Below are 24,540 nucleotides of genomic sequence, written 5' to 3'. Positions count from 1 at the left end.
CGGCTCCGGCGTCGCGTCCGGCGCCGTCGGGGCGGGCTGCTCCCCGGTCACCGGACGGCCGCCGGGACGCGCCCCGGAACCACACCCGGGCTCTCCACCGCGTGGGCCACCTGCTCCACCTCCGCCTCCAACCGGGTCAACTCCGTCCGCTGGCGTCGCACCCACCCGGGCCGGTCGCTGGACCCGGCGCTGCCACGGGGCACGTCGTGCAGCGGGCCGGGAAGCTGTCCGGCGAGTTCGGTCCCGAGCCGGCGGGGCAGCCCCCACCCCCGGTGGGCGGTGGCCACGGCGTCGAGCCGGCTCGCCAGGTCACGCTGCCGCCGGTGGATCTCGTCCTCCTGCCCGTACCGACCGGGCAGGGCCTCCTCGACGTGCCGCAACAGCGGCTCGACGGCGAGCCGGTACTCCCGGGCGGCGGCCCGCAGGGCGTCGGCCTGCGCCCGGCGGGCCCCGGCGGTGGCCAGCCGCCGGCTGAACCACGCGGCCAGCGCGGCGCTCACCACGGCCAGCAGCAGCGACGGGAGCACCGTCGCCCAGGGCGAACCGCCCCCACCGCCGCCCTGCCCCCGCTGGGCGGCGGCGATCAGGGCGAGGCAGGCCCGGTCGAAGTCGGCCGGGCGGTCCGCCCGCCACTGCTCCGGGGTGCCCTGCCGGTCGGACCAGCGCATCTGCCCCGCCACCGGGGCGGGGGTGGCGAGACCGAGCGCGGTGGCCGCCTCGACGAGGGCGGCCCGCTGGGCCGTCGACAGGCAGTGGACCCGCGCCCCGTCGTCGGTGGTCGGCCGACGGGTCGCCGCCCGCCACGCCCCACCCGCCAGGAGAACGACCACCACCGTGACCGCCACCGCCGCGACGACTCGTCGCGCCCTGACGGATGGCGTTCGCATAACCGCTGACTGTAGTGACAGTTCACCATGCGTGGATACCGCCGGCCGGTCGGAGATGCGGCGCGGGCGGCCGACCGGCCGCTGGCGGGACGGGTGAGCGGCGCGGCGGCACCCGCCCCGGGCAGTCGATCCACGCGGTGCCGGTGTCCTCGGCGGTGGTGCCTCCGTGGTGGGGGTTTCGGTGGTGGGGGTTTCGGTGGTGGTCCGGGTGGGGGCCGTGGGCCAGGGGTGGGCCGGTGACCCGGCCCACCCGGAACCTCAGAGGTCGTCGCGGGTGTCGCCGCTGCGGTACGCCCCCCGGGGTGGGGCCGACCACGGCGACGCCCCGGGGCTGCGCCGGGGCAGCGGCTCGGGCGGCGGCTGGTCGGGGTACCCGAGGCTCAGCGGGGCGGTGTCCCGGTCCACCGCCGCCGGGGCGGGCGGGGGCCAGTCGGTGGGCGACGCCTCCTCCGCCACCGGCTCGGACGTGGCCACCGGGGGCAGCGCCAGCGCCGCCGGCCGGGGCCAGCGCCGCCACCGCTGCCGGCTGACGACCGCCATCATCAGCAGGACGCCGATCAGGAACAGGGTGCCGTTCTCGACCGGCAGTTCCAGCGGCAACGGGTCACCGAAGACCCCCCACCCGTCCGGGATCCGGTCGCGGACCTCGAACGGGGCGACGAACATTCCGACGTACGGGGTGACGAGCAGCAGCCCGGCGACGAGCGGGCCGAGCGGGGAGACGCGCAACGTACCGAGCAGGCCGAGCAGGATGCCGCCGACGGCGAGGTACACGGCCGGCTCGATCAGGTTGGCGGTGTTGAAGGTGCCGACCTCCACCCAGCGGTCGACGGTGCGCGTCGACCCGTCCTGACCGAGCGTGACCAGGACCCAGGTGACCGGCGCCACCACGAGCCCGGCGAGAAAGCTCCACAGATGTCGCATCCGCGCACCGTACCGTTTCCGGCATGACCGAGCACTCCTCCGCCACCTCGGGTAAGCCGACGTCGTACTCCCGGGTCACGCTGAGTCGCATCATGACTGCTGTCGATGTCAACCTGTACGGGACGGTGCACGGCGGCGTGCTCATGAAGTTCGTCGACGACGTGGCCGGTGCCGCCGCGGCCCGGCACAGCGGCGGCACCGCCGTCACCGCCGCGATCGACGAGATCGTCTTCTCCGAGCCGGTCCGGGTGGGCGACCTGGTGCACGCGCACGCCCAGGTCAACTGGACCGGGCAGACCTCGATGGAGGTCGGCGTGAAGGTGGTCGCCGAGCGCTGGGACTCGGCCGAGGACGAGCCGGTCCGGGTCGCCACCGCGTACCTGGTCTTCGTCGGCGTGGACGTCGGTGGCGCGCCCCGGACGGTCCGGCCGGTGCTGCCGGAGACCCTGGAGGACCAGCGCCGCTTCCGGGAGGCGGAGATCCGCCGCGCCCACCGCCTGGCCCGTCGCCGCGCCATCCAGGCCCACCGCGCCGGCTGACCCGCCCGCCGGAGGGTCGGGTGAGAAGGGGACCCTTCTCGACCGTATGCGTTAAGAAGGGGCCCTTCCTTCCCCGCCCCCGGGTGGGTGCGGAGAATGGGGCGCAGGCAACGGGGCCTGGAGGAGGGTGACACTGTGGGTGACGTGCTCTGGACGCCGCCGGCGGACGTACGCGACCGGTCCCGCATCGGGGAGTACCTGCGCTTCCTTCGGGAGCGGCACGGGCTGGAGTTCGCCGACTACGCCGAGCTGTGGCGCTGGTCGGTCACCGACCTGGACGCCTTCTGGCGCTCGGTCTGGGACCACTTCGCCGTCGTCGCGCACACCCCGCCCACGGCGACCCTGACCGACCCGGCGATGCCGGGCACCCGCTGGTTCCCCGGGGCCACCCTCAACTACGCCGAGAACGTGCTGCGCATGCCGGGGCTGGCCGACGACGACCCGGTGGTGGTCGCCCACGGGCAGACCCGGGCGCCGGAGACGCTGACCGCCGCCGACCTGCGCGAGCAGGTCCGCCGGGTGGCGGCCGGGCTGCGGCGGCTCGGCGTCGGCCCCGGCGACCGGGTGGCCGCGTACGCGCCGAACATCCCCGAGACGTACGTGCTGCTGCTGGCGACCGCCAGCCTCGGCGCGGTCTTCTCCTCCTGCGCGCCCGAGTTCGGCACCCGCAGCGTCACCGACCGGTGGCGGCAGATCGAGCCGACGGTGCTGGTGGCGGTGGACGGGTACCGGTACGGCGACAAGCCCGTCGACCGGCGCGCCGAGGTGGCCGCGGTGCGGGCCGCGCTGCCGTCGCTGGCGCACACCGTCTCGATCGCGTACCTCGATCCGGCCGGCGCCCCGCCCGAGGGGGCGATCGGCTGGGCCGACCTGGCGGCGGCGACCGACGAGCCGTTGACCTTCACGCCGGTTCCGTTCGACCATCCGTTGTACGTGCTCTACTCCTCCGGCACCACCGGGCTGCCCAAGCCGATCGTGCACGGGCACGGCGGCATCCTGCTGGAACACCTGAAGATGCTCGCCCTGCACCACGACCTCGGTCCGGGCGACCGGTTCCTCTGGTTCACCACCACCGGCTGGATGATGTGGAACTTCCTCGTCTCCGGGCCGGCCGTGGGGTCCGCGATCGTGCTCTTCGACGGTAACCCCGGCCACCCCGACCTGGGGGAGCTGTGGCGGCTGGCCGAGCGCACCGGCACCACGTACTTCGGCACCTCGGCCCCGTTCCTGCTGGCCTGCCGCAAGGCCGGCCTGGTGCCGAGGGAGATCGCCGACCTGTCCGCGCTGCGCGGGGTCGGCTCGACCGGCGCGCCGCTGCCCGCCGAGGGCTTCACCTGGGTGTACTCCGCCGTCGGCGACCGCCTCCAGCTCCAGTCCCTCTCCGGCGGCACGGACGTCTGCACCGGCTTCGTGGGTGGGGTGCCGCTGCTGCCGGTGCACGCCGGGGAGATCGCCTGCCGGGCGCTCGGCGCGAAGGTGGAGGCCCGCTCCGCCGACGGTACCCCGGTCGTCGGCGAGCTGGGCGAACTCGTCATCACCGCGCCGATGCCGAGCATGCCGGTGGGCTTCTGGAACGACGCCGACGGCGCCCGCTACCGGGAGGCGTACTTCGACGTGTACCCGGGCGTCTGGCGGCACGGCGACTGGATCACCATCAACGAGCGGGGCGGCTGCGTGATCACCGGCCGCTCCGACGCCACCCTCAACCGGGGCGGCGTCCGGCTCGGCACCGCCGAGTTCTACTCCGTCGTCGAGGGCCTGGACGAGGTCGTCGACTCGGTCGTCGTGCACCTGGAGGACGACCAGGGCGGCGCGGGGGAGCTGCTGCTCTTCGTGGTGCTCGCCGAGGGGCTGACCCTCGACGACGACCTGCGCCGCACGATCGGCCGCGAACTGCGTACCGCCCTGTCACCCCGGCACGTGCCCGACGAGATCCACCAGGTCCGTGCCGTGCCGCGTACCCTCTCGGCGAAGAAGCTGGAGGTCCCGGTCAAGAGGATCCTCACCGGTACCCCGGTCGACTCGGCCGCCGCCACCGGTGCCCTGGCCAACCCCGACTCCCTCACCGCCTTCGCCGCCTTCGCCCAACGCCGCCCCCCGACCCCCACCCCCGCCTGACCCCCCCCAACCCGCCCCGCCCCCTACCCCCGCCCCCGCTCCGGCGATCTTGCACTTGCGTGCCGGGCAGAAGGTGCAAAAGACCTGAATCAGGGGCCGGAACTGCAAGATCGCCGCGTCCGGTGGTGGCGGCGGAGGAGGGCGGGGCAGGGGTCAGGGGAGGGTGTGGGTGGTTTTCTCGGTGTGGGTGCGGGTGGGGAGGGTGGCGGGGTCGAGGTTGGCGCAGAGGACGATGCTGGCGCCGCAGAGCAGGGGGGCCAGCAGCCAGTCGACCGGGTCCGGGTAGCGGGCCGCGTCGACCAGCACCCGGGCCCCGGGGCTGAGGCCCAGCTCCGCCGCCCGGGACGCCGCCCGGCCCAGCAGGTCCGCGTCGTCCGGGCCACCGGAGGGGTACGGGGTGAAGTGGTCGCCGTGGCCGCGTACCTCGATCACGTAGTCGGCGAAGCCGGCCGGCACCTCGCGCAGCGGCAGCGCGAACGGGGCGAGCGCCAGGGCGTACCGCTCGCCGGCCGACCATGCCCCGGCCTCGGCGACCCGGTCGGCGGCGGCGAAGAGCGCCTCGACGGGCCCCGGTTCCCGGGTCACGGTGAGCCCGGCCGACCAGCAGCCCAGCAGCACCGCAGCGGTCTGCCAGTGCGGCGGCAGCAGCACCCCGACCGGATCGCCGGGCGCCACGCCGACCTCGTCCACGAGCAGGTTGCCCGTCTTGGCCACCCAGTTCGCGCAGGTGGCGCCGGAGATCTCGGTGCGCTCGCCGGTGGCGTCGTCGTACCAGGTCAGCAGGGGGCGGGCGGGGTCGGGCGCGATCGCGTCGGCGAACACCCGGGCAATGTTGTCGACCATCGCCGCGAACGATACGCGGCCAGGGTGCGTATCTGTTGACAACGACAAGTCGGCGTACGGTCGGGTCGCAGTCAGCACCCGTACCCGGCAGCGGCGTAGGCTTGCCCGAAGTGTTGTTCCCCACATCCGCGAAGTTGCTAGGAGTCGCCCCGTGACCGCCGGCCGCCCGCCCCGCGTGCTCATCGACGCCACGAGCGTCCCCGCCGACCGTGGCGGTGTCGGTCGCTACGTCGACGGCCTGCTCGGCGCCCTGGGCAAGGTCTGCGGGTCGGGTGTGGATCTGGCCGTGGTCAGCCTCCGCACCGACCTGGAGCGGTACACCAGGATGCTGCCCGGCGCGGAGATCATCCCGGCCCCCGCCGCCGTCGCCCACCGACCCGCCCGGCTGGCCTGGGAGCAGACCGGCCTGCCGTTGCTGGCCCAGCAGGTCGGCGCGCAGGTGCTGCACTCGCCCTTCTACACCTGCCCGTTGCGCGCTGGTTGTCCGGTGACGGTCACCGTGCACGACGCGACCTTCTTCACCGAGCCGGAGCACTACGACAAGTCCCGCCGGACCTTCTTCCGCAGCGCCATCAAGACCTCGCTGCGCCGCGCCGACCGGGTGATCGTGCCGAGCAAGGCCACCCGGGACGAGCTGATCCGGCTGCTCGACGCCGACCCGACCCGGATCGACGTGGCCTACCACGGGGTGGACCACTCCGCCTTCCACGCCCCCAGCGAGGAGGAGAAGGCCCGGGTCCGCGCCCGGCTCGGGCTCGGTGGCAGCAGCTACGTCGCCTTCCTCGGCGCCAAGGAGCCGCGCAAGAACGTACCCAATCTGATCCGGGGCTGGGCCCGCGCGGTGGCCGACCGGCCCGACCCGCCGGCCCTGGTGGTCGCCGGTGGCCAGGGGCACGACGACGAGATCGACCGGGCGGTGGCGGAGGTCCCGTCCCACCTGCGGCTGCTGCGGCCGGGCTACCTGCGCTACGCCGACCTGCCCGGCTTCCTCGGCGGCGCGCTGCTCGCCGCCTACCCGTCCTACGGGGAGGGTTTCGGGCTGCCGATCCTGGAGGCGATGGCCTGCGCCACGCCGGTGCTCACCACGCCCCGGCTGTCGCTGCCCGAGGTGGGCGGCGACGCGGTCGCGTACACCAGCGAGAACCCGGACCAGATCGCCCGCGACCTGGTCGACCTGCTCGACGACGAGTCTCGGCGGCTCACGCTGGCCAAGGCCGGCTTCGACCGGGCCAAGGAGTTCACCTGGACCTCCAGCGCCGAGGTGCACATCGCGGCGTGGAGCCGGGCGCGGTCCTGAGCCGCGACGCCGCCGGGCCGGTACGCGAGAGACGGTCCGTACCGTGGTGGTTCGGGCATGATGTGGTGATGCTCTACGCCGTCATTCCGGCGGGGGGGAGCGGCACACGTCTGTGGCCGCTGTCCCGTGCCGGCCACCCCAAGTTCCTCCACCCGCTCACCGGTACCTCGGCCTCGCTGCTCCAGGCGACCGTCGACCGGTTGGCTCCGCTGACCACGCCCGAGTGCACGCTGGTGGTGACCGGGGCGGCGCACGCCGCAGCGGTGGCCCGCCAACTGACCGGCGTGCCCGAGGAGAACATCCTCGTGGAGCCCTCACCCCGGGACTCCTGCGCGGCGATCGCGCTGGCCGCCGCAGTGATCGCCCTGCGCGAGCCGACGGCGGTGATGGGTTCCTTCGCCGCCGACCACCTGATCGGCGACCCGGGGCGCTGGGCGGAGACGGTCCGGGAGGCGGTGCGCGGCGCCGAGCAGGGGCTGCTGATGACCGTCGGGATCACCCCGACCCGCCCCGAGACCGGGTACGGCTACCTGGAGACCGGTGCCCCGACGGGGGACGGTCCACTGCGTCCGGTCGCCGAGTTCAAGGAGAAGCCGGCCGCCGAGGTGGCCGAGGCGTACCTGCGCTCCGGGCGGCACCTCTGGAACGCCAGCATGTTCGTCTGGCGGGTGGACGTCTTCCTGGCCGAACTGGCCCGTCAGCAGCCCGCCCTGTACGCGGGCGTCACCGCGATCGCGGCGGCCTGGGGCACCCCCGAGCAGGACGAGGTGCTGGGCACCGTCTGGCCCACCCTGCCGAAGATCTCCGTCGACTACGCGGTGATGGAGGGCGCGGCGACGGCCGGCCGGGTCGCCACCGTCCCCGGTGACTTCGGCTGGAACGACGTGGGCGACTTCCACACCCTCGGCGAGGTGATCCCGGCCGACGCGGACGGCAACGTCGTCCTCGGCCCGGACGCCAAGCCCGGTGTGCTGCTGCGGGACAGCACCGGTCTGGTGGTGGTGCCGCAGTCCGGTCGCCTGGTGAGCGTCCTCGGGCTGCACGACGTGATCGTGGTGGACACCCCGGACGCGCTGCTGGTCTGCCCCCGTGACCGGGCCCAGGAGGTCAAGGCGCTGGTCGACGAGTTGAAGGAGCGCGGCGAGGAGGGCCTGGTCTGAGCCGCCCGGCGACCGCCCGCCTGTCGGCCGGGGCGGTCGCCGGCACCCGTGGCGGTCAGCCCGTCGGTCGGGGCGGCTCGAAGGCGGCCCGGTCCAGCGCGGCCAGGGCCGGACCGACCAGTCGGGCGGTGGCGTCGGCCAGCGGCTGCGGCAGCTCACCCGGGGGGAACCAGCCGAGCGCCGACGACTCCGCGCTGACCCGTTCGACCGCGTCCGGCGGGGCGAGGACCGCGAAGCGGACGTCGTGGTGCGCCGAGTCGCCGCCGCACCGGACCCGGTGCACGTCCACGTCGATCGGGACCGGGTCGACCCGCAGCCCCGCGATCCCGGACTCCTCGGTGGCCTCCCGCAGCGCGGCGCCGGCCAGGGTACGGTCGCCGGCCTCGCAGTGCCCACCGAGCTGCACCCAGCGGTGGATCTTCCCGTGCAGGCAGAGCAGCACCCGGGTCCCGGTCGCGTCCAGGACCAGCGCGCTGGCGGTGAGGTGGCCGGCCGGGTGCTCCCGGGTCATCACCACCGGCCCGGCGGCGAGCAGGTCCAGCGTACGGTCGCGGGCCTCGGCGGCGGCCGGGCTGGTCGGCGTCCAGCCGCTCAGCAGCGCGACGGCGTCGGCGTGCAACGGGGCGTACGGGTCGGTGGCGGGGGCGGGCCGGGGCGTCGGGTGGCCGGGCCGGGCGGCAGCGGTGTCGGGCACCCGGACACCCTATTCGCCCCGCCTTCGTACCCTGGCGCGATGAGCCTGCACCTGGTGGAGTTCGTGGTGGCCGGTAACGAGGCCAGTGACCTGCTGCCGGTCCGCTCGGCGGCCCTGCTCCGCGCGCACGGGGCCCGGCAGGGTTTCTGGGTCGTGCTGGACGAGGGCCCGGTGGAGCAGAGCCTGGCCCTGCTGCTGGAACTCGCCGACGGCGAGTGGGTGGCCCGGCACGTCGTCGCCGACGCGGGCGGGGAGAACGGCCGTACCGAGGACGGCGAGGCGCTGGCCCACCACGACGGCTGGGTGTACGTCCTCGGCTCGCACTTCGGCTCCAAGGCCGGCCCGCTGCGGCCCCGGCGGGCCTTCGTGGCCCGGTTCCGGGAGGACGACGCGGCCGGCGGGGTGCTGCCGGTGCACGTGGTCCGCAACCGGTTCCGGCTGCACCGGCTGGTCAACGACGCGCTGGCCGCCGCCGACCTGGCCACCCTGCCGCCCGGTGACCGGGTACGGGACCGGTTCATCGTGGAGACGGTGGCCCGGGGTACCGCGCGGGCGAAGCGCTGGGCGACCCGGCTCGCCCCCGACGACCTGCCGATCAACATCGAGGCGGCGGCCTTCACCCCGGCCGGCACGGTCCTGCTCGGGCTGCGCTTCCCGGTCACCTGCGACGGTGAGCCGGTGCTGGTCGAGGTGGCCGGCCTGCCGGAGATGTTCGGCCCCGCGCCCGCCTGGCCCCGGGTACTGCGCACGTACGTGCTGACCGGGGTGACCCCGCCCGGCGCGCTCACCGGCTTCCGCGCGATCACCCCCAGCGACGACGGGGCGTACGCGGCGGTGATCGGCTCGATCGACGCGCTGGGCAAGGGCTCGGTGCTGCTCGACGACCATCCGCAGGGCGGGTACGTCACCTCCCGGCACGTCCGGTTCCGGCTCGACGACGGGGTCGCCGACCCGGGCGCGGGGGCGGGGCACCTGCTCCCCGGGAAGGTGGTCGCCGATCTCGCGCCGTTCCACCACGTGGAGGGGGTCGCCGAGGTGGCGGGCCGGTGCTACTACGTCACCGACGAGGACCACCGGATCGCGCTCTGGGTGGCCTGAGCGTGGTGCCGGCGGCGCGCCGCACGGCCGGGATCTGGCGGGGCGGCTGGCGGGCGTCGGGTGACACCCCTGCGGAGTAAGGGCCGCAGACCCTCGTGTGCCACCCGACCGCCGCGCCTCCCCGACCCCCGGCGAACCCGGCGACCGTACGCGCAGCGACGCGCCGGCCGTGGCGGGCAGTCTGAGCATGCCGAACCCGCCCGAGGGGCGTCGAGGTTTTTCAGTCCACGCTTAAAGATGGAGATTAGTGCCGGGCGGTACAGTGCACACGGTCGCGGATCCCTGCCCGGATCGGACGCCCACGGGAGCCCCTCCATGCTGAAGATCGTCTTTTCCGGCGAGGACATCCTCCGGACCCGGGTGGCACCCGGCGCGGACCCGGTCTGGGAGCTGGTCCTCAGCCTGCACGCCCTCCAGGAGCGCACCCCCGACCCGCTGACCGCCGGCTGGCGCCGGACGGTGGTCGACCGGCTGCGCCGCAGCGGCGAGGCCGAACGGCTACGGCTGCTCTTCGCGCTGGCCCCGCCCCGGGGCTACTTCCCGGACTTCCTCACCCCGTACCAGAGCATCGAGGGGTTCGAGGCGGGGCTGGCGGCCGTCCGGCGTACCCCCGGCAGCGTCCTCGGCCGGGACCTGGCCCTGCTCGCCGCCGGCACCGACCTGCCCGACGCGGCCGGGCCGCTGGCCCGGGGCGAGCCGGCGGCGGTCCGGGAGCTGACCGACTCGATGCGCCGGTACGGGTCGCTGGCGATCAACCCGTACTGGGCCTCGATCCAGGCGGTGGTGGAGGCCGACCGGGCCCGGCGGGCCCGCGCCCTGCTCGACGGCGGGGTCGAGGGACTGCTGACCAGCCTGCGGCCGGTCATGCGATGGGAGTCCGGGGTGCTGGAGGTCCCCGACTACCCGAGCCACCGGGAGCTGCACCTGGCCGGGCGGGGCCTGCTGCTGGTGCCCTCGTTCTTCTGCGCGGGCACCCCCGTCGCCCTGCTCGACCCGGCCCTCCCACCGGTGCTCGTCTACCCGGTGGACCGGCTCGGCGCGCTGGTCCAGCGACCGGGCAAGGGCACCCCCGCCGGGGCGGGCACGGGCCGGAGCGCGCTCGCGGCGATGCTCGGCCGGACCCGGGCGGCGGTGCTGGAGGTCACCGACGCCGGCTGCACCACCGGTGAACTCGCCCGCCGCCTGCACATCTCCCCGGCGGCGGCCAGCCAGCACACCACCGTGCTGCGCAACGCCGGCCTGCTGATCAGCCACCGGGAGCGCAACACCGTCCTGCACACGCTGACCCCGCTCGGCCGGGCCGTCCTGGACGCCTGACCACCCGGACGCCATCCCGGCCGGCGCACGCAGGACAACCCGCCGGGCCCTCGCCGGGGGAGCCCTCGCCGGCTCGGCCGTCGGAGAAGCCTCGTCAGAGGGCGAGGACGGCGCCGGCGGTGCTGCCGGCGGGCGGGGGCAGCAGGACCGAGGGCACCGACTCGGCGGCCAGGGCGGCCCGAAGGCGGTGCAGGTCGGCCCCGAACCGGATCAGGCCGGCCGGGTGCGCCGGGCCGGCCGGGGCGCCCAGGACCAGCGCCGTCGCGCCGGCCGGCCAGTCGGGCAGCGTGGCCACCAGCCGGGCGCGTACCTCCTCGTCGGTGACCAGGGTGAAGGTCGTCCCGGGCGCGACCGCCCCGGCCACGGCGGTGATCGCCCGGGACACCGCCGCCGGGTCGGGCGGCGTCGTGCCGGGGCGGTCCGCCAGGGTGGCCGCCGCGCGCAGCCCGGCCGTCGTCGCCTCGGCGGTGCCGAGCGAGAAGAGGTCCAGCGCGGCGTCCCGGACCAGGGTCGCCGCACCCGCGCCGTCCCCGTCGCGCTGCGCGCCGAGGTACCCCCGGACCACCGCCACCGGCACCTGGTCGCACTTGCCCTTGACCAGTTCGGCCGCGCCGGCCAACTCGTCCACCACGGCCATCTGGGTCAGGCTCAGTTCGTTGCCGTACGGGTCGACCTCACCCCGGTGGTCGCGCAGCGCCGCCATCCCGGCCACCCCGAGCGCCACGTCGGTCAGCCCGTTGCGCCACGGCCGGCCCATGGTGTCGCTGACGATCACCGCGACGTCCACGTCGTACCGCTCGCGCAGGGCGGCCCGCAGCGCGCGGGCCGAGGCGTCGGGGTCCCGGGGCAGCAGCACCAACTGGGTCTTGGCGACGTTCGAGGCGTCGATCCCGGCGGCGGCCATCACGAACCCGTGGTGGGTCTGCACGATCCGGGTCGCGCCCCGGGCCGCCACCACCCGGGCGGTCTCGGCGGCCAGCACCTCGTCCCGGGCGGCGACCCGTTCCGGGCCGTCGGCCGGCACGTCGACCAGCCGGCCCTCCGCCTTCGACACGATCTTGCTGGTGACCACCAGCACGTCCCCGTCGCGCAGCCAGGGCGCGGCGTTGCCGACCAGCTCGGCCAGGTCGTCGCCCTCGGTCACGTCGCCGATGCCCAGCACCGGCAGGATCTCCAGCCTCACGTCAACTCCAATGCGGCCCGCACCATCCGCGCTGTCGCGGCCTCGTCGGTCATCCGCAACGGTGCCGCGCCGACCGTCACCCCCGGTACCACCGTCTGCGCGTCCTCCTCGGCGACCAGCCACCCGTCGAGCAGCCCACCGGCGCCGCGGGCGCCGTAGAGCCGGCCCACCCCGGCGGCGCTGCACTCGACCCCGAGCACCGCCAGGCAGCGGTCGGCCATGCCCCGCACCGGCGCCCCGCCGATGATCGGGGAGACCCCGACGACCCGCCCCGGCCCGTCGGCGACCGCCGTGCGCAGCTCCGGCACGGCCAGCACCGGGGCGATGCTCACCACCGGGTTGCTCGGGGCCACCAGCACCACGTCGGCGGCGCCGAGCGCGTCCAGCACGCCGGGGGCCGGCTTCGCCGCGTCCGCGCCGACGAAGACGAACCGGTGGGTGTCGATCCGGGCCCGGTACCGTACCCACCACTCCTGGAAGTGGATCGCCCGCTGGCCCGGGTCGGCCCCGCCGGCAGCCGCGTCGGCCCCGTCGCCGGTGCCGCTGACCACCGCGTGCGTCTCCAGCCGGTCGTCGGTGGCCGGCAGCACCCGGACGCCGGGCTGCCAGCGGGCGGCCAGCGCCTCGGTCACCGCGTGCAGCGGGTACCCGGCGGTGAGCATGGTGGTGCGGACCAGGTGGGTGGCGAGGTCCCGGTCGCCGAGACCGAACCAGGTCGGCTCCGCGCCGTACGCGGCCAGCTCGGCGCGGACCGTCCAGGTCTCGTCGACCCGGCCCCAGCCCCGCTCGGGGTCGGCGCCGCCGCCCAGGGTGTACATGACGCTGTCCAGGTCGGGGCAGACCTTCAGGCCGTGCAGGAACAGGTCGTCGCCGACGTTGACCACGGCGGTCACCTCGGCGCCGACCTCGCGGGCGTACGCCCGGACACCGAGCAGGAACCGCGCCCCGCCGATGCCGCCGGCCAGAACCACGATGCGCATGGGGTCCATCCTCGCGTACGCGACGCCGCCGGGCTGGTGCCGTCCGGAGAGACTAGGCTCACTCCGCACCTGTCCATCCAAGCCCTTCGAGGGGGAGTCCGTGACCAGCCCCGCCGAGTCCGCGCCCAGCGGCGCGACGCAGGCCAGCCAGGTGACCAAGCCACTACGCGAACTCGGCGCGCTCGTGTTCCTCGGCGCGAACGCCGTGTTGCTCTTCGTCGGCCTGATCCGGCTGCTGGCACCGGTCAACTACGGCGATCTCACCAATCGCGCCGGCCAGACCTACTTCACCTTCGTCGGGCTCGAGTCGAGCGTGCTGCCGGTGCTCGCGGTGCTGCTGGCCACCCACATCCAGCCGGTGGTGCCGAAGGCCAAGCTGATCACCCAGGTGGCGCTGGCCGAGTACGCGTTCGCCGGGGTGCTCGGCGCGTTGACCTTCCTGATCTGGTCGGTCGGCCGGCTGGCCGCCGGTGCGGTCCTCGACGTCCTGCTGGGCGTGCTCACCCGGGTCGCCTGGCTGGCCCTCTTCGCGGTCGGGGCGTTCGTGGTGTACCAGGTCTGGCGCGCCCTCTACCACGTGCCGAAGCCCAAGCCGCAGCCCGGCGTGTACGGCCAGCCCCAGCCCGGCTGGCCGCAGCAGCCGGGCGGGTACGGCGCCCCGGGGCAGCAGCCCGGCGGCTACCCCGCCGCCGGCCAGCCGGGCGGCTACCCGCCCGCCGGCCAGTACGGGTACCCGGGCCCGAACCCGTCGCCCGCCTCGGCCCCGCCGTTCGGGGCCCCGCCGCAGTCCGCCCCGCCGTTCGGGGCCCCGCCGGCCGCCGGGCAGTCGGCCCCGCAGTCCGCCCCGCCGTTCGGTACGGCGTCTTCCGCCCCGCAGCCGGCCTCGCCGTTCGGTGGCCCGCCCCCGTCGGGCCCGCCCTTCCCCGGGCAGCCCACCGGCTCGGAGATCCCCTCGGCCCCGCCGTCCGGCCAGTGGCCGCCGGCCCCGGCGCCGTCCTCCCCGCCGGCCCCGCCGTTCGGGCAGCCGCCCTCGGCGGACCCGACCCAGGCGATCCCCCGGCAGTCCACCGACGCCACCGGGACGGCGACGCCGCGACCGGCCGACGCCACCGAGGCGCTCCCGCGCCGGGACGGTGACGACGACCGGACCCAGCCGTTCACCTCCCGCCCCGACCCGGAGTGACCCCGGGCGCGGCCGTCGCGCATCCCCGCGACTCCGGCTGATCTCCGCGCCCACCCACCGGCCCCGGTGCCGGTGGGTGGGCGGGTGCCGGCCACCGGGGGAGGCTCGGAATAGGCTGTCGGAATGGCTGACCGCACCGAGCCCGGCCCGACGGCGGGGAGCATCCGCCGCGCCCTGCACCGTGCCGAGACCGGCCGGGCGCTGGACGTGGCCGAGGCGACGGCCCTGCTCTGCGCCCGGGGCGAGGAACTGGTGGAACTCCTCCGGATCGCCTCCGGGGTCCGCGACGCCGGCCTGCTGGCGGCCGGCCGCCCCGGCGTCGTCACGTACTCGAAGAAGGTCTTCATCCCGTTGACCCGGCTCTGCCGGGACCGCTGCCACTACTGCACCTTCGCCACGGTGCCGCACCGGCTGCCGGCGCCCTACCTCGACCGGGACGAGGTGCTCGACATCGCCCGCGCCGGGGCCGCCCAGGGCTGCAAGGAGGCCCTGTTCACCCTCGGCGACCGGCCGGAGGAGCGCTGGCCGGCGGCCCGGCGCTGGCTGGACGAGCGCGGCTACGACTCCACCCTGGACTACCTGCGCGCCTGCGCGGTGGCGGTGCTGGAGGAGACCGGCCTCTTGCCGCACCTCAACCCGGGGGTGCTCTCCTGGTCGGAGCTGCAACGGCTCAAGCCGGTGGCGCCGAGCATGGGGATGATGCTGGAGACCACCGCCACCCGGCTCTGGTCGGAGCCCGGCGGCCCGCACTTCGGCTCGCCGGACAAGGAGCCGGCGGTCCGGCTGCGGGTGCTCGACGACGCCGGCCGGGTCGGGGTGCCGTTCACCACCGGCATCCTGATCGGCATCGGCGAGACCCTCGCCGAGCGGGTCGACGCCCTCTTCGCGATCCGGCGGGCGCAGCGCGGGTACGGCCACCTCCAGGAGGTGATCGTGCAGAACTTCCGGGCCAAGCCGGACACCGCGATGCGCGGGATGCCCGACGCCGAACTGCACGACCTGGCCGCCACGGTGGCGGTGGCCCGGGTGCTGCTCGGCCCGAAGGCCCGCATCCAGGCCCCGCCGAACCTCATCGAGGGCGAGTACGACCTGCTGCTGCGGGCCGGGATCGACGACTGGGGCGGGGTGTCCCCGCTGACCCCGGACCACGTCAACCCGGAACGCCCCTGGCCGCACCTGGACGAGCTGGCCCGGCAGACCGCCCGCGCCGGCTTCACCCTGCGGGAGCGGCTGACCATCTACCCGGAGTACGTCCGGGCCGGCGACCCGTGGCTGGATCCCCGGCTGCTGCCGCACGTGAGCGCCCTGGCCGACCCGGAGACGGGGCTGGCGGTGGAGTCCGCGCGACCGGTGGGGCGGCCCTGGCAGGAGCCGGACGAGAGCTACGGCGGCCGGACCGACCTGCACGTCACCATCGACAGCACCGGCCGCACCGGCGACCGGCGCGGCGACTTCGACCACGTCTACGGCGACTGGTCCACCGTCGCCGGCCAGGCCCGGGCGAGCGACCCCGCCGGGCCGACCGGCACGCCGGTCGGGGCCGGTGACCACGACCTGCGGGCCGGGCTCCGGCTGGCCGCCGACGATCCGGCGGCGTTGCTGGAGCCCCGGCACGCCGAGGCGGCGCTGGCGCTCTTCGCCGCCGACGGGCCGGCCCTCGACCAGCTCTGCCGGATCGCCGACGACGTGCGGCGGGACACCGTCGGCGACGACGTGACGTACGTGGTCAACCGGAACATCAACTTCAGCAACGTCTGCTACGTGGGCTGCCGGTTCTGCGCCTTCGCCCAGCGGGAGCGGGACGCCGACGCGTACCGGCTCTCCGTCGAGCAGGTGGCCGAGCGGGCCGAGCAGGCCTGGGCGGCCGGCGCGAGCGAGGTCTGCCTCCAGGGCGGGATCGACCCGAAGCTGCCGGTCACCATCTATCCCGAGCTGGTCCGGGCGATCAAGGCCCGGGTGCCGGGGATGCACGTGCACGCCTTCTCCCCGATGGAGATCGTCACCGCGGCGGCGAAGGCCGGCGTGCCGGTGCGGGAGTGGCTGACGCAGTTGCGCGCGGCCGGGCTGGACACCATCCCGGGCACCGCCGCCGAGATCCTCGACGACGAGGTCCGCTGGGTGCTGACCAAGGGCAAACTGCCGGCCGCCGCCTGGGTCGAGGTGGTGAGCACCGCGCACGAGCTGGGCATCCGGTCCAGCTCCACGATGATGTACGGCCACGTCGACCACCCCGGGCAGTGGCTGGCGCACTTCCGGGTGCTGGCCGGGGTGCAGGACCGCACCGGCGGGTTCACCGAGTTCGTGGCGCTGCCGTTCGTGCACACCAACGCGCCGATCTACCTCGCCGGCATCGCCCGCCCCGGGCCGACCTGGCGGGAGAACCGGGCGGTGCACGCGATGTCCCGGCTGCTGCTGCACGGCCGGATCGACAACATCCAGTGTTCCTGGGTCAAGCTGGGCGACGCCGGCACGGTGGCGATGCTCCAGGGCGGCTGCAACGACCTCGGCGGCACCCTGATGGAGGAGACGATCTCCCGGATGGCCGGTTCCGACAACGGGTCGGCGCGGACCGAGGAGCAGTTGGCCGCCATCGCCACGGCCGCCGGACGGCCGGCCCGTCAGCGGACGACCGCGTACGGCCACGCCCGCTAGGAGACGTCGAACCTTTTCCCGCCGCCGGCCGTACCACCGGATGCCGGCGGCGGCCGGGGCGAGGGCCGCCGCCGGGTGTCCCGCAGGGATCGTCGCGTCGCGGGGCGGCGGCGGTGACGCCGGGGTCGAGCGCGGAAGTGTCGTCCCCGACCTGGGGGTTTCGCTGCCGGCCCGTTGATCGTCCGCACCGGACGGCACCGGCTCGGTCGGGAGATCGAAATCAGTCGGCTGGACCGGCCGGGCGAGCCGCGTGCCCACTCGGCGGTGCGGGAGCGGAAGGTCCGTGACCGCACCTTCCACAGCGCTGCCTACCCGGACCTGCCGGCCGGTGTCCATACCGTCTGGTGGGACGACGACACGCCGGCCGGCACGGTCCCGGTCCTCGGTGGTGTCGTCGCCGAATTCGGCCGGCCCGCCAGCGGGCCGGCCGGGCCGCGCTGAGCTGCGGCACCCCGTCCCGACCACCGCGCTCCGTCCACCATGTGGACGGAGCGCGATCGGCGTTTGCGGCTGGACGAGCGCTACGGGGCCGCTCGCGTTACCCTTTGCCACCAAGGCTGGTGATCTTGGCGGGCCGGTCGTCGGCACGTTCCAGGGTGCCCCTCCGGTGCCGCGCGGAACACCATCCGATGGGTGGATGTCGATGGTTTCGGCGGGTTGGGGGAGGTCGCGCCACAGGAGAAAACTCGGGCAACTCGCCGGGGAGGGCGTTACTCGTGCGGGGTCTGAATCGATAGGGCAGGTTGCGAGGCCGGGACGGCTCGGATGGCCGCCCGGCGTGGTGTCAGGAGGGCGACTCCCATTATCAAGTTCGGCTTGACGGCGCACGCATTACACGCGTGTAATTTGAATGGGGTTGTTCACACCGATCGCAGCAAATCGGGATCGGACGGACAAGCACGCCTTTCGCGTGGGGGGTTGCAGCGGCGATGACGCCGGTGCGCGACAAGGAGGCAACTGATGGACGGCCAGTTGGAGGTGGCCGACCTGCTCGGGAACGCGCCGGAGTGGCAGGAGCGAGCGCTCTGCTCGCAGACCGACCCGGAGGCGTTCTTTCCCGAGAAGGGCGGTTCGACCCGCGAGGCGAAGCGGATCTGCTCGCGTTGCGAGGTCAAGACGGAATGCCTGGAGTACGCGCTCGGCCACGACGAGCGGTTCGGAATCTGGGGCGGGCTCTCGGAACGGGAGCGGCGCAAGCTCAAGCGGCGGGCCGCCTGAGCGAGCCGGGCCAGGGCGGTGGGGGCCGCCCGGCTCAGGCCAACTCGTCGGGGTCGACGCCCAGCAGGTTCGCCACCTGCTCGATGATCACGTCATGGACGAGATCCGCGAGATCCTCGCGGTCCATGGCCCGGAACTCCAACGGTCGCCGGTAGAGCACGATGCGCGGCGGCACCTCCTGCCGGCCGGGGCGCCCCGGCAGCAGCCGGGCGAGCGGAACCTCGCCGTCCTCCAGCACGTCGGAGTCGTACACGTTGAGATCCGGCGGGACGTCCTCCACCGCGAACTCGACCCCCGCCAGCTCCTTGGCGAACCGGCGTTCCAGGGTCTCCACGGTGTCCAGCACCAGGTCGTCGAAGACCTCCGCCTTGGTCCGCGCCAGCGGCACGGTCGCCGGAACCAGCCGCCCGCGCAGCCCGCGACCGTGCCGGTCCCGGTGGGCGCGCCGGCGGGAGCCGGGGCGGCGGTGTTCCGGGCTCGTCATGAGGCACAGGGTAGCTCCCGTACCGGGCTGGCCTGCTGCTGCGGCGTGCCGATGGCGCGCCGGCACCGGTCCCGGCGGGGCGTCGGCCGGCCCGGCGACCAGCCCGATGCGCATCGCGGCCGGACCGAGTACGAATTGTGATCACCATGACGGGCGTGTCGCAACGCGAACCAGTGCGCCGGACCCGGTAATGGAGATACCCTGCCGCCGTGAGGTCACCACGGCGCTGCTCCCGTAACGGCTGCCCCCGGCAAGCAGTCGCCACCCTGACCTATGTCTACAACGAGTCGACCGCCGTCGTCGGGCCGTTGGCCGCGTTCGCCGAGCCGCACACGTACGACCTGTGCGAGCCGCACGCCCGGAGCCTGACCGCCCCCCGGGGCTGGGACGTCGTCCGGCACGAGGGGGAGTTCGAGCCCCCGCCGCCCACCACCGACGACCTGGTGGCCCTCGCCGAGGCGGTCCGGGAGGCCGCCCGTCCGGCTCCCCGTCCCCCCGAGGACGACCAGGCCCTGCCGGCCAACCCGCAGACCGGCCGCCGGGGACACCTCCGGGTGATCCCGCCGCACCACTGAACCCCCTCCGCCACCCGCCTCTCCCGGGCGTGCCAGGATTCCGGGGGCCCGCCGCCCGGCGGGTGAGGCGACGGTTTGGGAGTTGTGGTTGCGTACTCCACTGTCCCGGCGTGGGCCGGTCACGCTGACCCGGCGTGGGTTGATCACAGGGGTCCTGGGCTCGGCGCTGGTCGCCGCCGGTTGCGGCGTCGAGGGAGCCCGGCAGGATCCGCAGGACTGCGTCACCGAGGACCGGTCCGCCAGCGAGCCGACGCTCGCCTTCTCGAACTGGCCGCAGTACCTGGACGTCGACGAGGACGATCCGACGAAGCGGCCCACCCTCGACGACTTCGTCGCGCGGACCGGCATCCGGGTGACGTACACCGAGGACATCAACGACAACAACGAGTTCTTCGGCAAGGTCCGCCAGCAGCTCGCCGCCTGCCGGGGCATCGACCGGGACCTGATCGTGCTCACCGACTGGCTGGCCGCCCGGATGATCGGGTTCGGCTGGATCCAGCAGCTCGACCCGGCACGGCTGCCCAACGTCCGGGCCAACCTCCTGCCCCAGTTGGCGAACCGCTCCTTCGACCCGGACGGCCGGATCGCCGTACCCTGGCAGTCCGGGCTGGCCGGCCTGGCCTACAACGGCCGGGTCACCCGGGAGGTCCGCACGGTCGACGAGCTGCTCACCCGACCCGACCTGAAGGGCCGGGTGACCCTGCTCAGCGAGATGCGCGACACCATGGGGCTGCTGTTGCAGTCCGCCGGGCACGACCCGGCGAACTTCACCGACGACCAGTTCGACGCGGCGCTGGCCACCCTCGAACGGGCGGTGGCCGCCGGGCAGATCCGCCGCTTCACCGGCAACGACTACGCCCCCGAGCTGGCCCGGGGCGACATCGCCGCCTGCCTCGCCTGGTCCGGTGACGCCATCCAGCTCGCCGCCGGCGACGACCGGGTCCGCTTCGTCGCGCCCGAGGAGGGCGTGCTGCTGTTCAGCGACAACCTGCTGGTGCCGAAGACGGCCACCCACCGGGCCAACGCCGAACGGCTCATCGACCACTACTACGACCCGGCGGTCGCCGCCCGGCTCGCCGCGTACGTCAACTACATCTGCCCGGTGCGGGGCGCCCGGGAGGAGATGGAGCGGATCGACCCCGAACTGGCCGCCAACCCGCTGATCTTCCCCGACGACGCCCTGCTCAACCGGGCCCGCGTCTTCATGACCCTGGACGAGGAGCGGGAACGCCGGTACGAGACGGCCTTCCAGCGGGTCATCGGGGCGTGACCGGGATGCCCGACGACGACCCGCCCGGCGGGGATCTGCACCTGGTCGAACTCAGCAAGCGGTTCGGCCGGGTCACCGCCGTCGACTCGGTCAGCCTGACCGTGCCGCAGGGCAGCTACTTCGCCCTGCTCGGCGCCTCGGGCTGCGGCAAGACCACCACCCTGCGGATGGTCGCCGGGCTGGAACGGCCCACCGGCGGGCGGGTCCTGCTCGGCGACCGGGACCTCACCGGGCTGCGCCCGTACCGGCGGCCGGTGAACACCGTCTTCCAGAGCTACGCGCTCTTTCCGCACCTGGACGTCTTCGACAACGTCGCCTTCGGGCTGCGCCGCCGGGGCGTGCGGGAGGTGCCCGGGCAGGTCCGGCGGATGCTCGCGCTGGTCCAGCTCGACGGGTACGAACGGCGTCGCCCCGGCCAGCTCTCCGGTGGGCAGCAGCAGCGGGTCGCCCTGGCCCGCGCCCTGGTCAACCGCCCCCGGGTGCTGCTGCTCGACGAGCCGCTGGCCGCGCTCGACCTCACCCTGCGCCGGCAGATGCAGGGCGAGCTGAAACGGCTCCAGACCGACCTCGGCACCACCTTCGTGCACGTCACCCACGACCAGGAGGAGGCCATGACCCTGGCCGACACGGTCGCGGTGCTGCACGCCGGCCGGGTCGAGCAACTCGGCGCCCCGGCCGACCTGTACGACCATCCCGCCAGCGCCTTCGTGGCGACCTTCCTCGGCCAGTGCAACCTGCTCGCCGCCGAGGCCGCCGGCACCGCGGGGGACGAGGTCGCGGTCACCGCGTACGGCCTGCGGCTCGCCGTGCCCGCCGACCGGGCCCGCGTCGACCGGGGCGCGGTCCACCTCGGGGTGCGCCCCGAGAAGCTGCGCCTGGCCGGCACCGCCGACGAGGTACCCGCCGGCCACCAGCAGATCCCGGCGGTGGTCACCGACGTCACGTACCTCGGCTCCGGCACCCGGTACCTGCTCCGCACGGGCTGGGGCGGCGAGCTGTCGGCGTACACGGTCAACGACGGCACCGGCGCGCGGCTGCCGGTCGGCGCGGCGGTGCTGGCCCACTGGGTCCCCCGGCACGCCTTCCTGCTGCCCCGCGACCCGGTCGAGCGGGTCGCCGCCCCGGCCGGCGAGCCGGTCGGAGCCCCCGGGTGACCGACCGGCCCGCCCCGCCCCCGGCGCCCCACCGCCCGCCGACCGACCGCCCTGCCCTCTCGGTGCCCGGCGGCGGCCCGGGGCGACGCCGGGTCCTGCCGTACCTGCTGGTGCTGCCCGGGGTGGCCTGGCTGGTGCTCTTCTTCGGGCTGCCGCTGGTCCAACTCGCCGCCGCCAGCCTCTACGACCCCACCGGGTCGCTCTCCACCGGGTACGTCTTCGCCTGGGCGTTCGGCAACTACCCGGACGCGCTGGCGGCGTACTGGCCGCACCTCGCCCGCTCCTTCGGGTACGCCGGGCTGGCGCTGCTCCTGGCGCTGGCGCTCGGCTGCCCCCTGGCGTACGCCATCGCGCTGCGCGCCGGCCGGTGGCGCAACCTGCTGCTGGTCTGCGTGGTGGCCCCGATGTTCACCAGTTTCCTGGTCCGCACCCTGGCCTGGAAGACCATCCTGTCCGACCAGGGTTGGCTGGTCGGGCTGCTGCGCGACGTGCACCTGCTCGCCCCGGACGGGCGGCTGCTGGCCACCCCGTTCGCGGTGGTGCTCGGCCTGACGTACAACTTCCTGCCGCTGCTGGTGCTGCCGCTGTACGCGAGCCTGGAGCGGCTGGACCGCCGGGTGCTGGAGGCGGCGACCGACCTGTACGCCGACCCGCTGCGGACCTTCGTGACCGTCACCCTGCCGCTGGCGAAACCCGGCCTGGTCGCCGGGGTGCTGCTGTTCTTCATCCCGGCCAGCGGGGACTACATCAACGCGGAACTGCTCGGCAGCCCGAACGAGTACATGGTCGGCAACGTCATCGACTCGGCCTTCCTGGTCCGGCTGGACCATCCGCAGGGTGCGGCGCTGTCGTTCCTGCTGATGGCGGCGGTCCTCGGGCTGGTGGTCACCCTGCTGCGGCACACCCGGGGCGAGGGCTCCCCGGTCCTGGACGGGGGAGCCCGCTGATGCGTCCGGCAGCCGGGCCGGCGACGCCGGCACCCCGGAGCGCGCCGCTGTCGGGCCGGGTCGCGCGCTGGCTCGTCGACCGGTGGGTGGTCGGGGTGGCGCTGCTGGTGCTCGGGTACCTGCTCCTACCGATCGCCGTGGTCGCGGCGCTGTCGTTCAACCAGCCCACCAACCGGCTCTCGTACGACTTCCACCGGTTCACCCTGGACAACTGGGCCAGCCCCTGTGCCACCCGGGACATGTGCGACGCGGTGGTGCGCAGCGTGCAGGTCGGCTTCCTCGCCACCCTGGTCGCCACCGTGCTGGGCACCATGATGGCGTACGCGCTGACCCGGCACCGGTTCCGTGGCCGGTCCGGGATCGGCCTGCTGGTCCTGCTGCCGATGGCCACCCCGGAACTGGTGCTCGGCACCTCCCTGCTCGCCCTCTTCGTCGCCGCCGGGGCGCCGCAGGGCTTCTGGACCGTGGTCGTCGCGCACGTCATGTTCTGCCTGTCGTTCGTGGTGGTCACGGTACGGGGCCGGCTGGCCGGCATGGACCGCCGGCTGGAGGAGGCCGCGATGGACCTGTACGCCACCGAGTGGCAGGCGTTCCGGCGGGTCACCCTGCCGTTGCTGCTCCCCGGCATCGCCGCCGCCGCGCTGCTCGCCTTCTCGCTGAGCTTCGACGACTTCATCGTGACGAACTTCAACGCCGGCACCACCGTCACGTTCCCCATGTACGTCTGGGGCGCCGCCCAGCGGGGCATCCCACCCCAGGTCAACGTCGTCGGCACGGCCATGTTCGCCCTCGCCCTCCTCCTCGTCGCCCTCACCTCTCTCCCCCGCCGCCCCTCCCCTTCCCGCCGCTAACCCACCCCTCCTTCCCCCACCCCTCCCTTCCCCCGCGATCTTGCACTTGACGCCCCGACAAAAGGGCTGAATGCCTCAGTCTTGAGGCCCAAAATGCAAGATCGCGAGTGGGCCAGGGGAGGGAAGGGCGGGCTTAGCACGGGTGGGGGGTGGGTGGGGGAGTTTCCACAGGGGGTGGTTGTCCACAGGGGTGCAGCGGTGGCGGGGTGGGGTTGGCGATGCTGGCGGGATGACGGCACGGATCTGGCGGACCACCAGCCTGCTTCGGCTGACCACGCCGAAGCGGATGCGCACCGACGTCGCCCGGGGCCGGCTCGTCCGGGTACGGCGCGGGGTCTACGCGGACCAGCCGGTGACCGGGCGGGACGCGGTGCGCGCCGTGCTGGCACGCCTGCCGGCCGAGGCCGTGCTGACCCGGCAGAGCGCGGCGTGGCTGCACGGGTTCGGTGTGCTGAACGCGACGGCCGTGCACGTGCAGTTGCCGCCCGGGGTGCCGAAGCCGCGGCTGCCGGGTCTGGTGGTGCACCACTCGGTGCTGCCGGTCGATCCGGTACTGGTGGACGGCCTGCCGTGCGTGTCACCGGCACGGTGCGCTGTCGACCTGGCGCGTACGGTGCGCCGGCTGGACGCCCTTCCGGTGCTCGACGCCGCGATCCGGTCCGGTACAACGAGCCTGGACGAGCTGGCCGGGGAGGTCTCGGCCCACCAGGGTTTGCCGGGCGTACGGCAGGCACGTGACCTGGTGCCGCTGGCGGACGGGCGGGCCGAGTGCCGTCAGGAGAGTCAGTTGAGACTGGTGTTGATCGATGGCCGCCTGCCGGTGCCGGAGCCGCAGATCCGGGTGGTGGACGGGGACGGGATCGCGCGCTTCCGGCTCGACCTCGGGTACCGGGAGCGTCGCGTCGGCATCGAGTACGACGGTCTCTCCCATCTCGATCGGGACCGCCTGCGAGCCGACCGTGACCGGGCCAACTGGCTGGACGCCAACGGCTGGACCGTCCGCTACTTCACCGACCGTGACCTGTACCGGCGTCCCGCCCACATCGTCACCACCATCCGCGCGGCCCTCTCCTGACCCACTCGCGATCTTGCACTTTGGGCCTCAAGAATGAGGTATTCACCCCTTTCGCCGGGGCGCCAAGTGCAAGATCGCGGGGTTAGGGAGG

At 74.5% G+C, this 24,540-nt stretch carries 23 protein-coding genes; 16 read left to right on the top strand and 7 right to left on the bottom strand.

Going from position 1 to position 24,540, the window contains the following annotated elements:
• Positions 1–47 precede the first annotated feature (47 nt).
• Complete coding sequence (locus ACQUFX_RS19650) at positions 48–887, bottom strand: hypothetical protein (RefSeq protein ID WP_428961819.1); 840 nt, start codon at positions 885–887, stop codon at positions 48–50.
• Between the two features lie 258 nt (positions 888–1,145).
• A complete protein-coding gene (locus tag ACQUFX_RS19645; RefSeq protein WP_428961818.1) occupies positions 1,146–1,811 on the bottom strand; it encodes a hypothetical protein in 666 nt (221 codons plus the stop codon).
• A gap of 23 nt (positions 1,812–1,834) precedes the next feature.
• On the opposite strand from ACQUFX_RS19645, the gene ACQUFX_RS19640 reads away from it, so the two are divergent.
• Complete coding sequence (locus ACQUFX_RS19640) at positions 1,835–2,350, top strand: acyl-CoA thioesterase (RefSeq protein WP_067369428.1); 516 nt, start codon at positions 1,835–1,837, stop codon at positions 2,348–2,350.
• Between the two features lie 135 nt (positions 2,351–2,485).
• Entirely contained in the window at positions 2,486–4,468 is a 1,983-nt protein-coding gene (locus ACQUFX_RS19635) for an acetoacetate--CoA ligase (protein WP_428961817.1), read from the top strand.
• A gap of 153 nt (positions 4,469–4,621) precedes the next feature.
• Here the strand turns inward: ACQUFX_RS19635 and ACQUFX_RS19630 are convergent, their stop codons facing one another.
• Positions 4,622–5,311, bottom strand: a complete 690-nt coding sequence (locus ACQUFX_RS19630) for a TIGR03089 family protein (RefSeq protein WP_428961816.1) — start codon at positions 5,309–5,311, stop codon at positions 4,622–4,624.
• A 151-nt stretch (positions 5,312–5,462) separates the two neighbouring features.
• Here ACQUFX_RS19630 and ACQUFX_RS19625 point away from each other — a divergent pair, with 151 nt between their 5' ends.
• The gene (locus tag ACQUFX_RS19625) at positions 5,463–6,608 is read left to right on the top strand and encodes a glycosyltransferase family 4 protein (RefSeq protein WP_428961815.1); all 1,146 of its coding nucleotides are present in this window, start codon (positions 5,463–5,465) and stop codon (positions 6,606–6,608) included.
• A 68-nt stretch (positions 6,609–6,676) separates the two neighbouring features.
• Positions 6,677–7,768: a mannose-1-phosphate guanylyltransferase gene (locus tag ACQUFX_RS19620; RefSeq protein WP_428961814.1), complete on the top strand. Its 1,092-nt coding sequence runs from the start codon at positions 6,677–6,679 to the stop codon at positions 7,766–7,768.
• Positions 7,769–7,823: 55 nt separating this feature from the next.
• Here the strand turns inward: ACQUFX_RS19620 and ACQUFX_RS19615 are convergent, their stop codons facing one another.
• Entirely contained in the window at positions 7,824–8,387 is a 564-nt protein-coding gene (locus ACQUFX_RS19615) for an NUDIX hydrolase (protein ID WP_428967007.1), read from the bottom strand.
• Between the two features lie 114 nt (positions 8,388–8,501).
• Between ACQUFX_RS19615 and ACQUFX_RS19610 the strand changes: the two genes are divergently transcribed.
• Positions 8,502–9,560: a hypothetical protein gene (locus ACQUFX_RS19610; RefSeq protein WP_428961813.1), complete on the top strand. Its 1,059-nt coding sequence runs from the start codon at positions 8,502–8,504 to the stop codon at positions 9,558–9,560.
• Positions 9,561–9,875: 315 nt separating this feature from the next.
• Positions 9,876–10,877 carry an ArsR/SmtB family transcription factor gene (locus ACQUFX_RS19605; protein ID WP_428961812.1) on the top strand — a complete coding sequence of 334 codons (1,002 nt, stop codon included), beginning with the start codon at positions 9,876–9,878 and terminating at the stop codon, positions 10,875–10,877.
• A 94-nt stretch (positions 10,878–10,971) separates the two neighbouring features.
• On the opposite strand, the gene ACQUFX_RS19600 is transcribed toward ACQUFX_RS19605, so the two are convergent.
• Both ACQUFX_RS19600 and cofD read right to left on the bottom strand, forming a co-directional pair.
• Positions 10,972–12,060, bottom strand: a complete 1,089-nt coding sequence (locus ACQUFX_RS19600; protein WP_428961811.1) for a coenzyme F420-0:L-glutamate ligase — start codon at positions 12,058–12,060, stop codon at positions 10,972–10,974.
• Positions 12,057–13,040 carry a 2-phospho-L-lactate transferase gene (gene cofD, locus ACQUFX_RS19595; protein WP_428961810.1) on the bottom strand — a complete coding sequence of 328 codons (984 nt, stop codon included), beginning with the start codon at positions 13,038–13,040 and terminating at the stop codon, positions 12,057–12,059. Before cofD ends, ACQUFX_RS19600 begins: the two co-directional genes overlap by 4 nt.
• 100 nt (positions 13,041–13,140) lie before the next feature.
• Here cofD and ACQUFX_RS19590 point away from each other — a divergent pair, with 100 nt between their 5' ends.
• The 4 genes from ACQUFX_RS19590 (at position 13,141) to ACQUFX_RS19575 (ending at position 18,093) form a co-directional block, all read left to right on the top strand.
• Positions 13,141–14,223, top strand: coding sequence for a hypothetical protein (locus ACQUFX_RS19590; protein WP_428961809.1), 1,083 nt, complete (start codon positions 13,141–13,143; stop codon positions 14,221–14,223).
• A 123-nt stretch (positions 14,224–14,346) separates the two neighbouring features.
• A complete protein-coding gene (locus ACQUFX_RS19585; RefSeq protein ID WP_428961808.1) occupies positions 14,347–16,875 on the top strand; it encodes a bifunctional FO biosynthesis protein CofGH in 2,529 nt (842 codons plus the stop codon).
• Between the two features lie 174 nt (positions 16,876–17,049).
• Positions 17,050–17,316: a phospholipase gene (locus ACQUFX_RS19580; RefSeq protein ID WP_428961807.1), complete on the top strand. Its 267-nt coding sequence runs from the start codon at positions 17,050–17,052 to the stop codon at positions 17,314–17,316.
• A gap of 519 nt (positions 17,317–17,835) precedes the next feature.
• On the top strand, positions 17,836–18,093 hold the full coding sequence (locus ACQUFX_RS19575; RefSeq protein ID WP_007455784.1) for a WhiB family transcriptional regulator: 258 nt from the start codon (positions 17,836–17,838) through the stop codon (positions 18,091–18,093).
• A 34-nt stretch (positions 18,094–18,127) separates the two neighbouring features.
• On the opposite strand, the gene ACQUFX_RS19570 is transcribed toward ACQUFX_RS19575, so the two are convergent.
• Positions 18,128–18,577, bottom strand: coding sequence for a metallopeptidase family protein (locus ACQUFX_RS19570; RefSeq protein ID WP_067372917.1), 450 nt, complete (start codon positions 18,575–18,577; stop codon positions 18,128–18,130).
• A 209-nt stretch (positions 18,578–18,786) separates the two neighbouring features.
• Between ACQUFX_RS19570 and ACQUFX_RS19565 the strand changes: the two genes are divergently transcribed.
• The 6 genes from ACQUFX_RS19565 to ACQUFX_RS19540 all read left to right on the top strand — a co-directional run bounded on the left by ACQUFX_RS19565 (position 18,787) and on the right by ACQUFX_RS19540 (position 24,449).
• Positions 18,787–19,152 (top strand): DUF3499 domain-containing protein, encoded by a 366-nt coding sequence (locus ACQUFX_RS19565; RefSeq protein WP_428961806.1) that lies wholly within the window; start codon positions 18,787–18,789, stop codon positions 19,150–19,152.
• A 139-nt stretch (positions 19,153–19,291) separates the two neighbouring features.
• Positions 19,292–20,422, top strand: a complete 1,131-nt coding sequence (locus ACQUFX_RS19560) for a polyamine ABC transporter substrate-binding protein (RefSeq protein WP_428961805.1) — start codon at positions 19,292–19,294, stop codon at positions 20,420–20,422.
• 5 nt (positions 20,423–20,427) lie between these two features.
• Complete coding sequence (locus ACQUFX_RS19555; protein ID WP_428967006.1) at positions 20,428–21,576, top strand: ABC transporter ATP-binding protein; 1,149 nt, start codon at positions 20,428–20,430, stop codon at positions 21,574–21,576.
• On the top strand, positions 21,573–22,523 hold the full coding sequence (locus ACQUFX_RS19550; RefSeq protein WP_428961804.1) for an ABC transporter permease: 951 nt from the start codon (positions 21,573–21,575) through the stop codon (positions 22,521–22,523). Before ACQUFX_RS19555 ends, ACQUFX_RS19550 begins: the two co-directional genes overlap by 4 nt.
• The gene (locus ACQUFX_RS19545) at positions 22,523–23,374 is read left to right on the top strand and encodes an ABC transporter permease (RefSeq protein WP_428961803.1); all 852 of its coding nucleotides are present in this window, start codon (positions 22,523–22,525) and stop codon (positions 23,372–23,374) included. The genes ACQUFX_RS19550 and ACQUFX_RS19545 overlap by 1 nt, the downstream gene beginning before the upstream one ends.
• 229 nt (positions 23,375–23,603) lie before the next feature.
• Positions 23,604–24,449 carry a DUF559 domain-containing protein gene (locus ACQUFX_RS19540; protein WP_428961802.1) on the top strand — a complete coding sequence of 282 codons (846 nt, stop codon included), beginning with the start codon at positions 23,604–23,606 and terminating at the stop codon, positions 24,447–24,449.
• Positions 24,450–24,540 lie beyond the last annotated feature (91 nt).

It is taken from the genome of Micromonospora fluostatini, from assembly GCF_050410825.1.
Lineage (GTDB): Bacteria > Actinomycetota > Actinomycetes > Mycobacteriales > Micromonosporaceae > Micromonospora > Micromonospora rosaria.
This window is presented reverse-complemented; position numbering and strand designations above follow the sequence as displayed.

Coding starts and splice junctions, on each gene's coding strand:
- ACQUFX_RS19650 (WP_428961819.1), bottom strand. CDS start 887: ATGCGAACGCCATCCGTCAGGGCGCGACGAGTCGTCGCGGCGGTGGCG.
- ACQUFX_RS19645 (WP_428961818.1), bottom strand. CDS start 1,811: ATGCGACATCTGTGGAGCTTTCTCGCCGGGCTCGTGGTGGCGCCGGTC.
- ACQUFX_RS19640 (WP_067369428.1), top strand. CDS start 1,835: ATGACCGAGCACTCCTCCGCCACCTCGGGTAAGCCGACGTCGTACTCC.
- ACQUFX_RS19630 (WP_428961816.1), bottom strand. CDS start 5,311: ATGGTCGACAACATTGCCCGGGTGTTCGCCGACGCGATCGCGCCCGAC.
- ACQUFX_RS19620 (WP_428961814.1), top strand. CDS start 6,677: ATGCTCTACGCCGTCATTCCGGCGGGGGGGAGCGGCACACGTCTGTGG.
- ACQUFX_RS19610 (WP_428961813.1), top strand. CDS start 8,502: ATGAGCCTGCACCTGGTGGAGTTCGTGGTGGCCGGTAACGAGGCCAGT.
- ACQUFX_RS19605 (WP_428961812.1), top strand. CDS start 9,876: ATGCTGAAGATCGTCTTTTCCGGCGAGGACATCCTCCGGACCCGGGTG.
- cofD (WP_428961810.1), bottom strand. CDS start 13,040: ATGCGCATCGTGGTTCTGGCCGGCGGCATCGGCGGGGCGCGGTTCCTG.
- ACQUFX_RS19585 (WP_428961808.1), top strand. CDS start 14,347: ATGGCTGACCGCACCGAGCCCGGCCCGACGGCGGGGAGCATCCGCCGC.
- ACQUFX_RS19575 (WP_007455784.1), top strand. CDS start 17,836: ATGGACGGCCAGTTGGAGGTGGCCGACCTGCTCGGGAACGCGCCGGAG.
- ACQUFX_RS19570 (WP_067372917.1), bottom strand. CDS start 18,577: ATGACGAGCCCGGAACACCGCCGCCCCGGCTCCCGCCGGCGCGCCCAC.
- ACQUFX_RS19555 (WP_428967006.1), top strand. CDS start 20,428: ATGCCCGACGACGACCCGCCCGGCGGGGATCTGCACCTGGTCGAACTC.
- ACQUFX_RS19545 (WP_428961803.1), top strand. CDS start 22,523: ATGCGTCCGGCAGCCGGGCCGGCGACGCCGGCACCCCGGAGCGCGCCG.
- ACQUFX_RS19540 (WP_428961802.1), top strand. CDS start 23,604: ATGACGGCACGGATCTGGCGGACCACCAGCCTGCTTCGGCTGACCACG.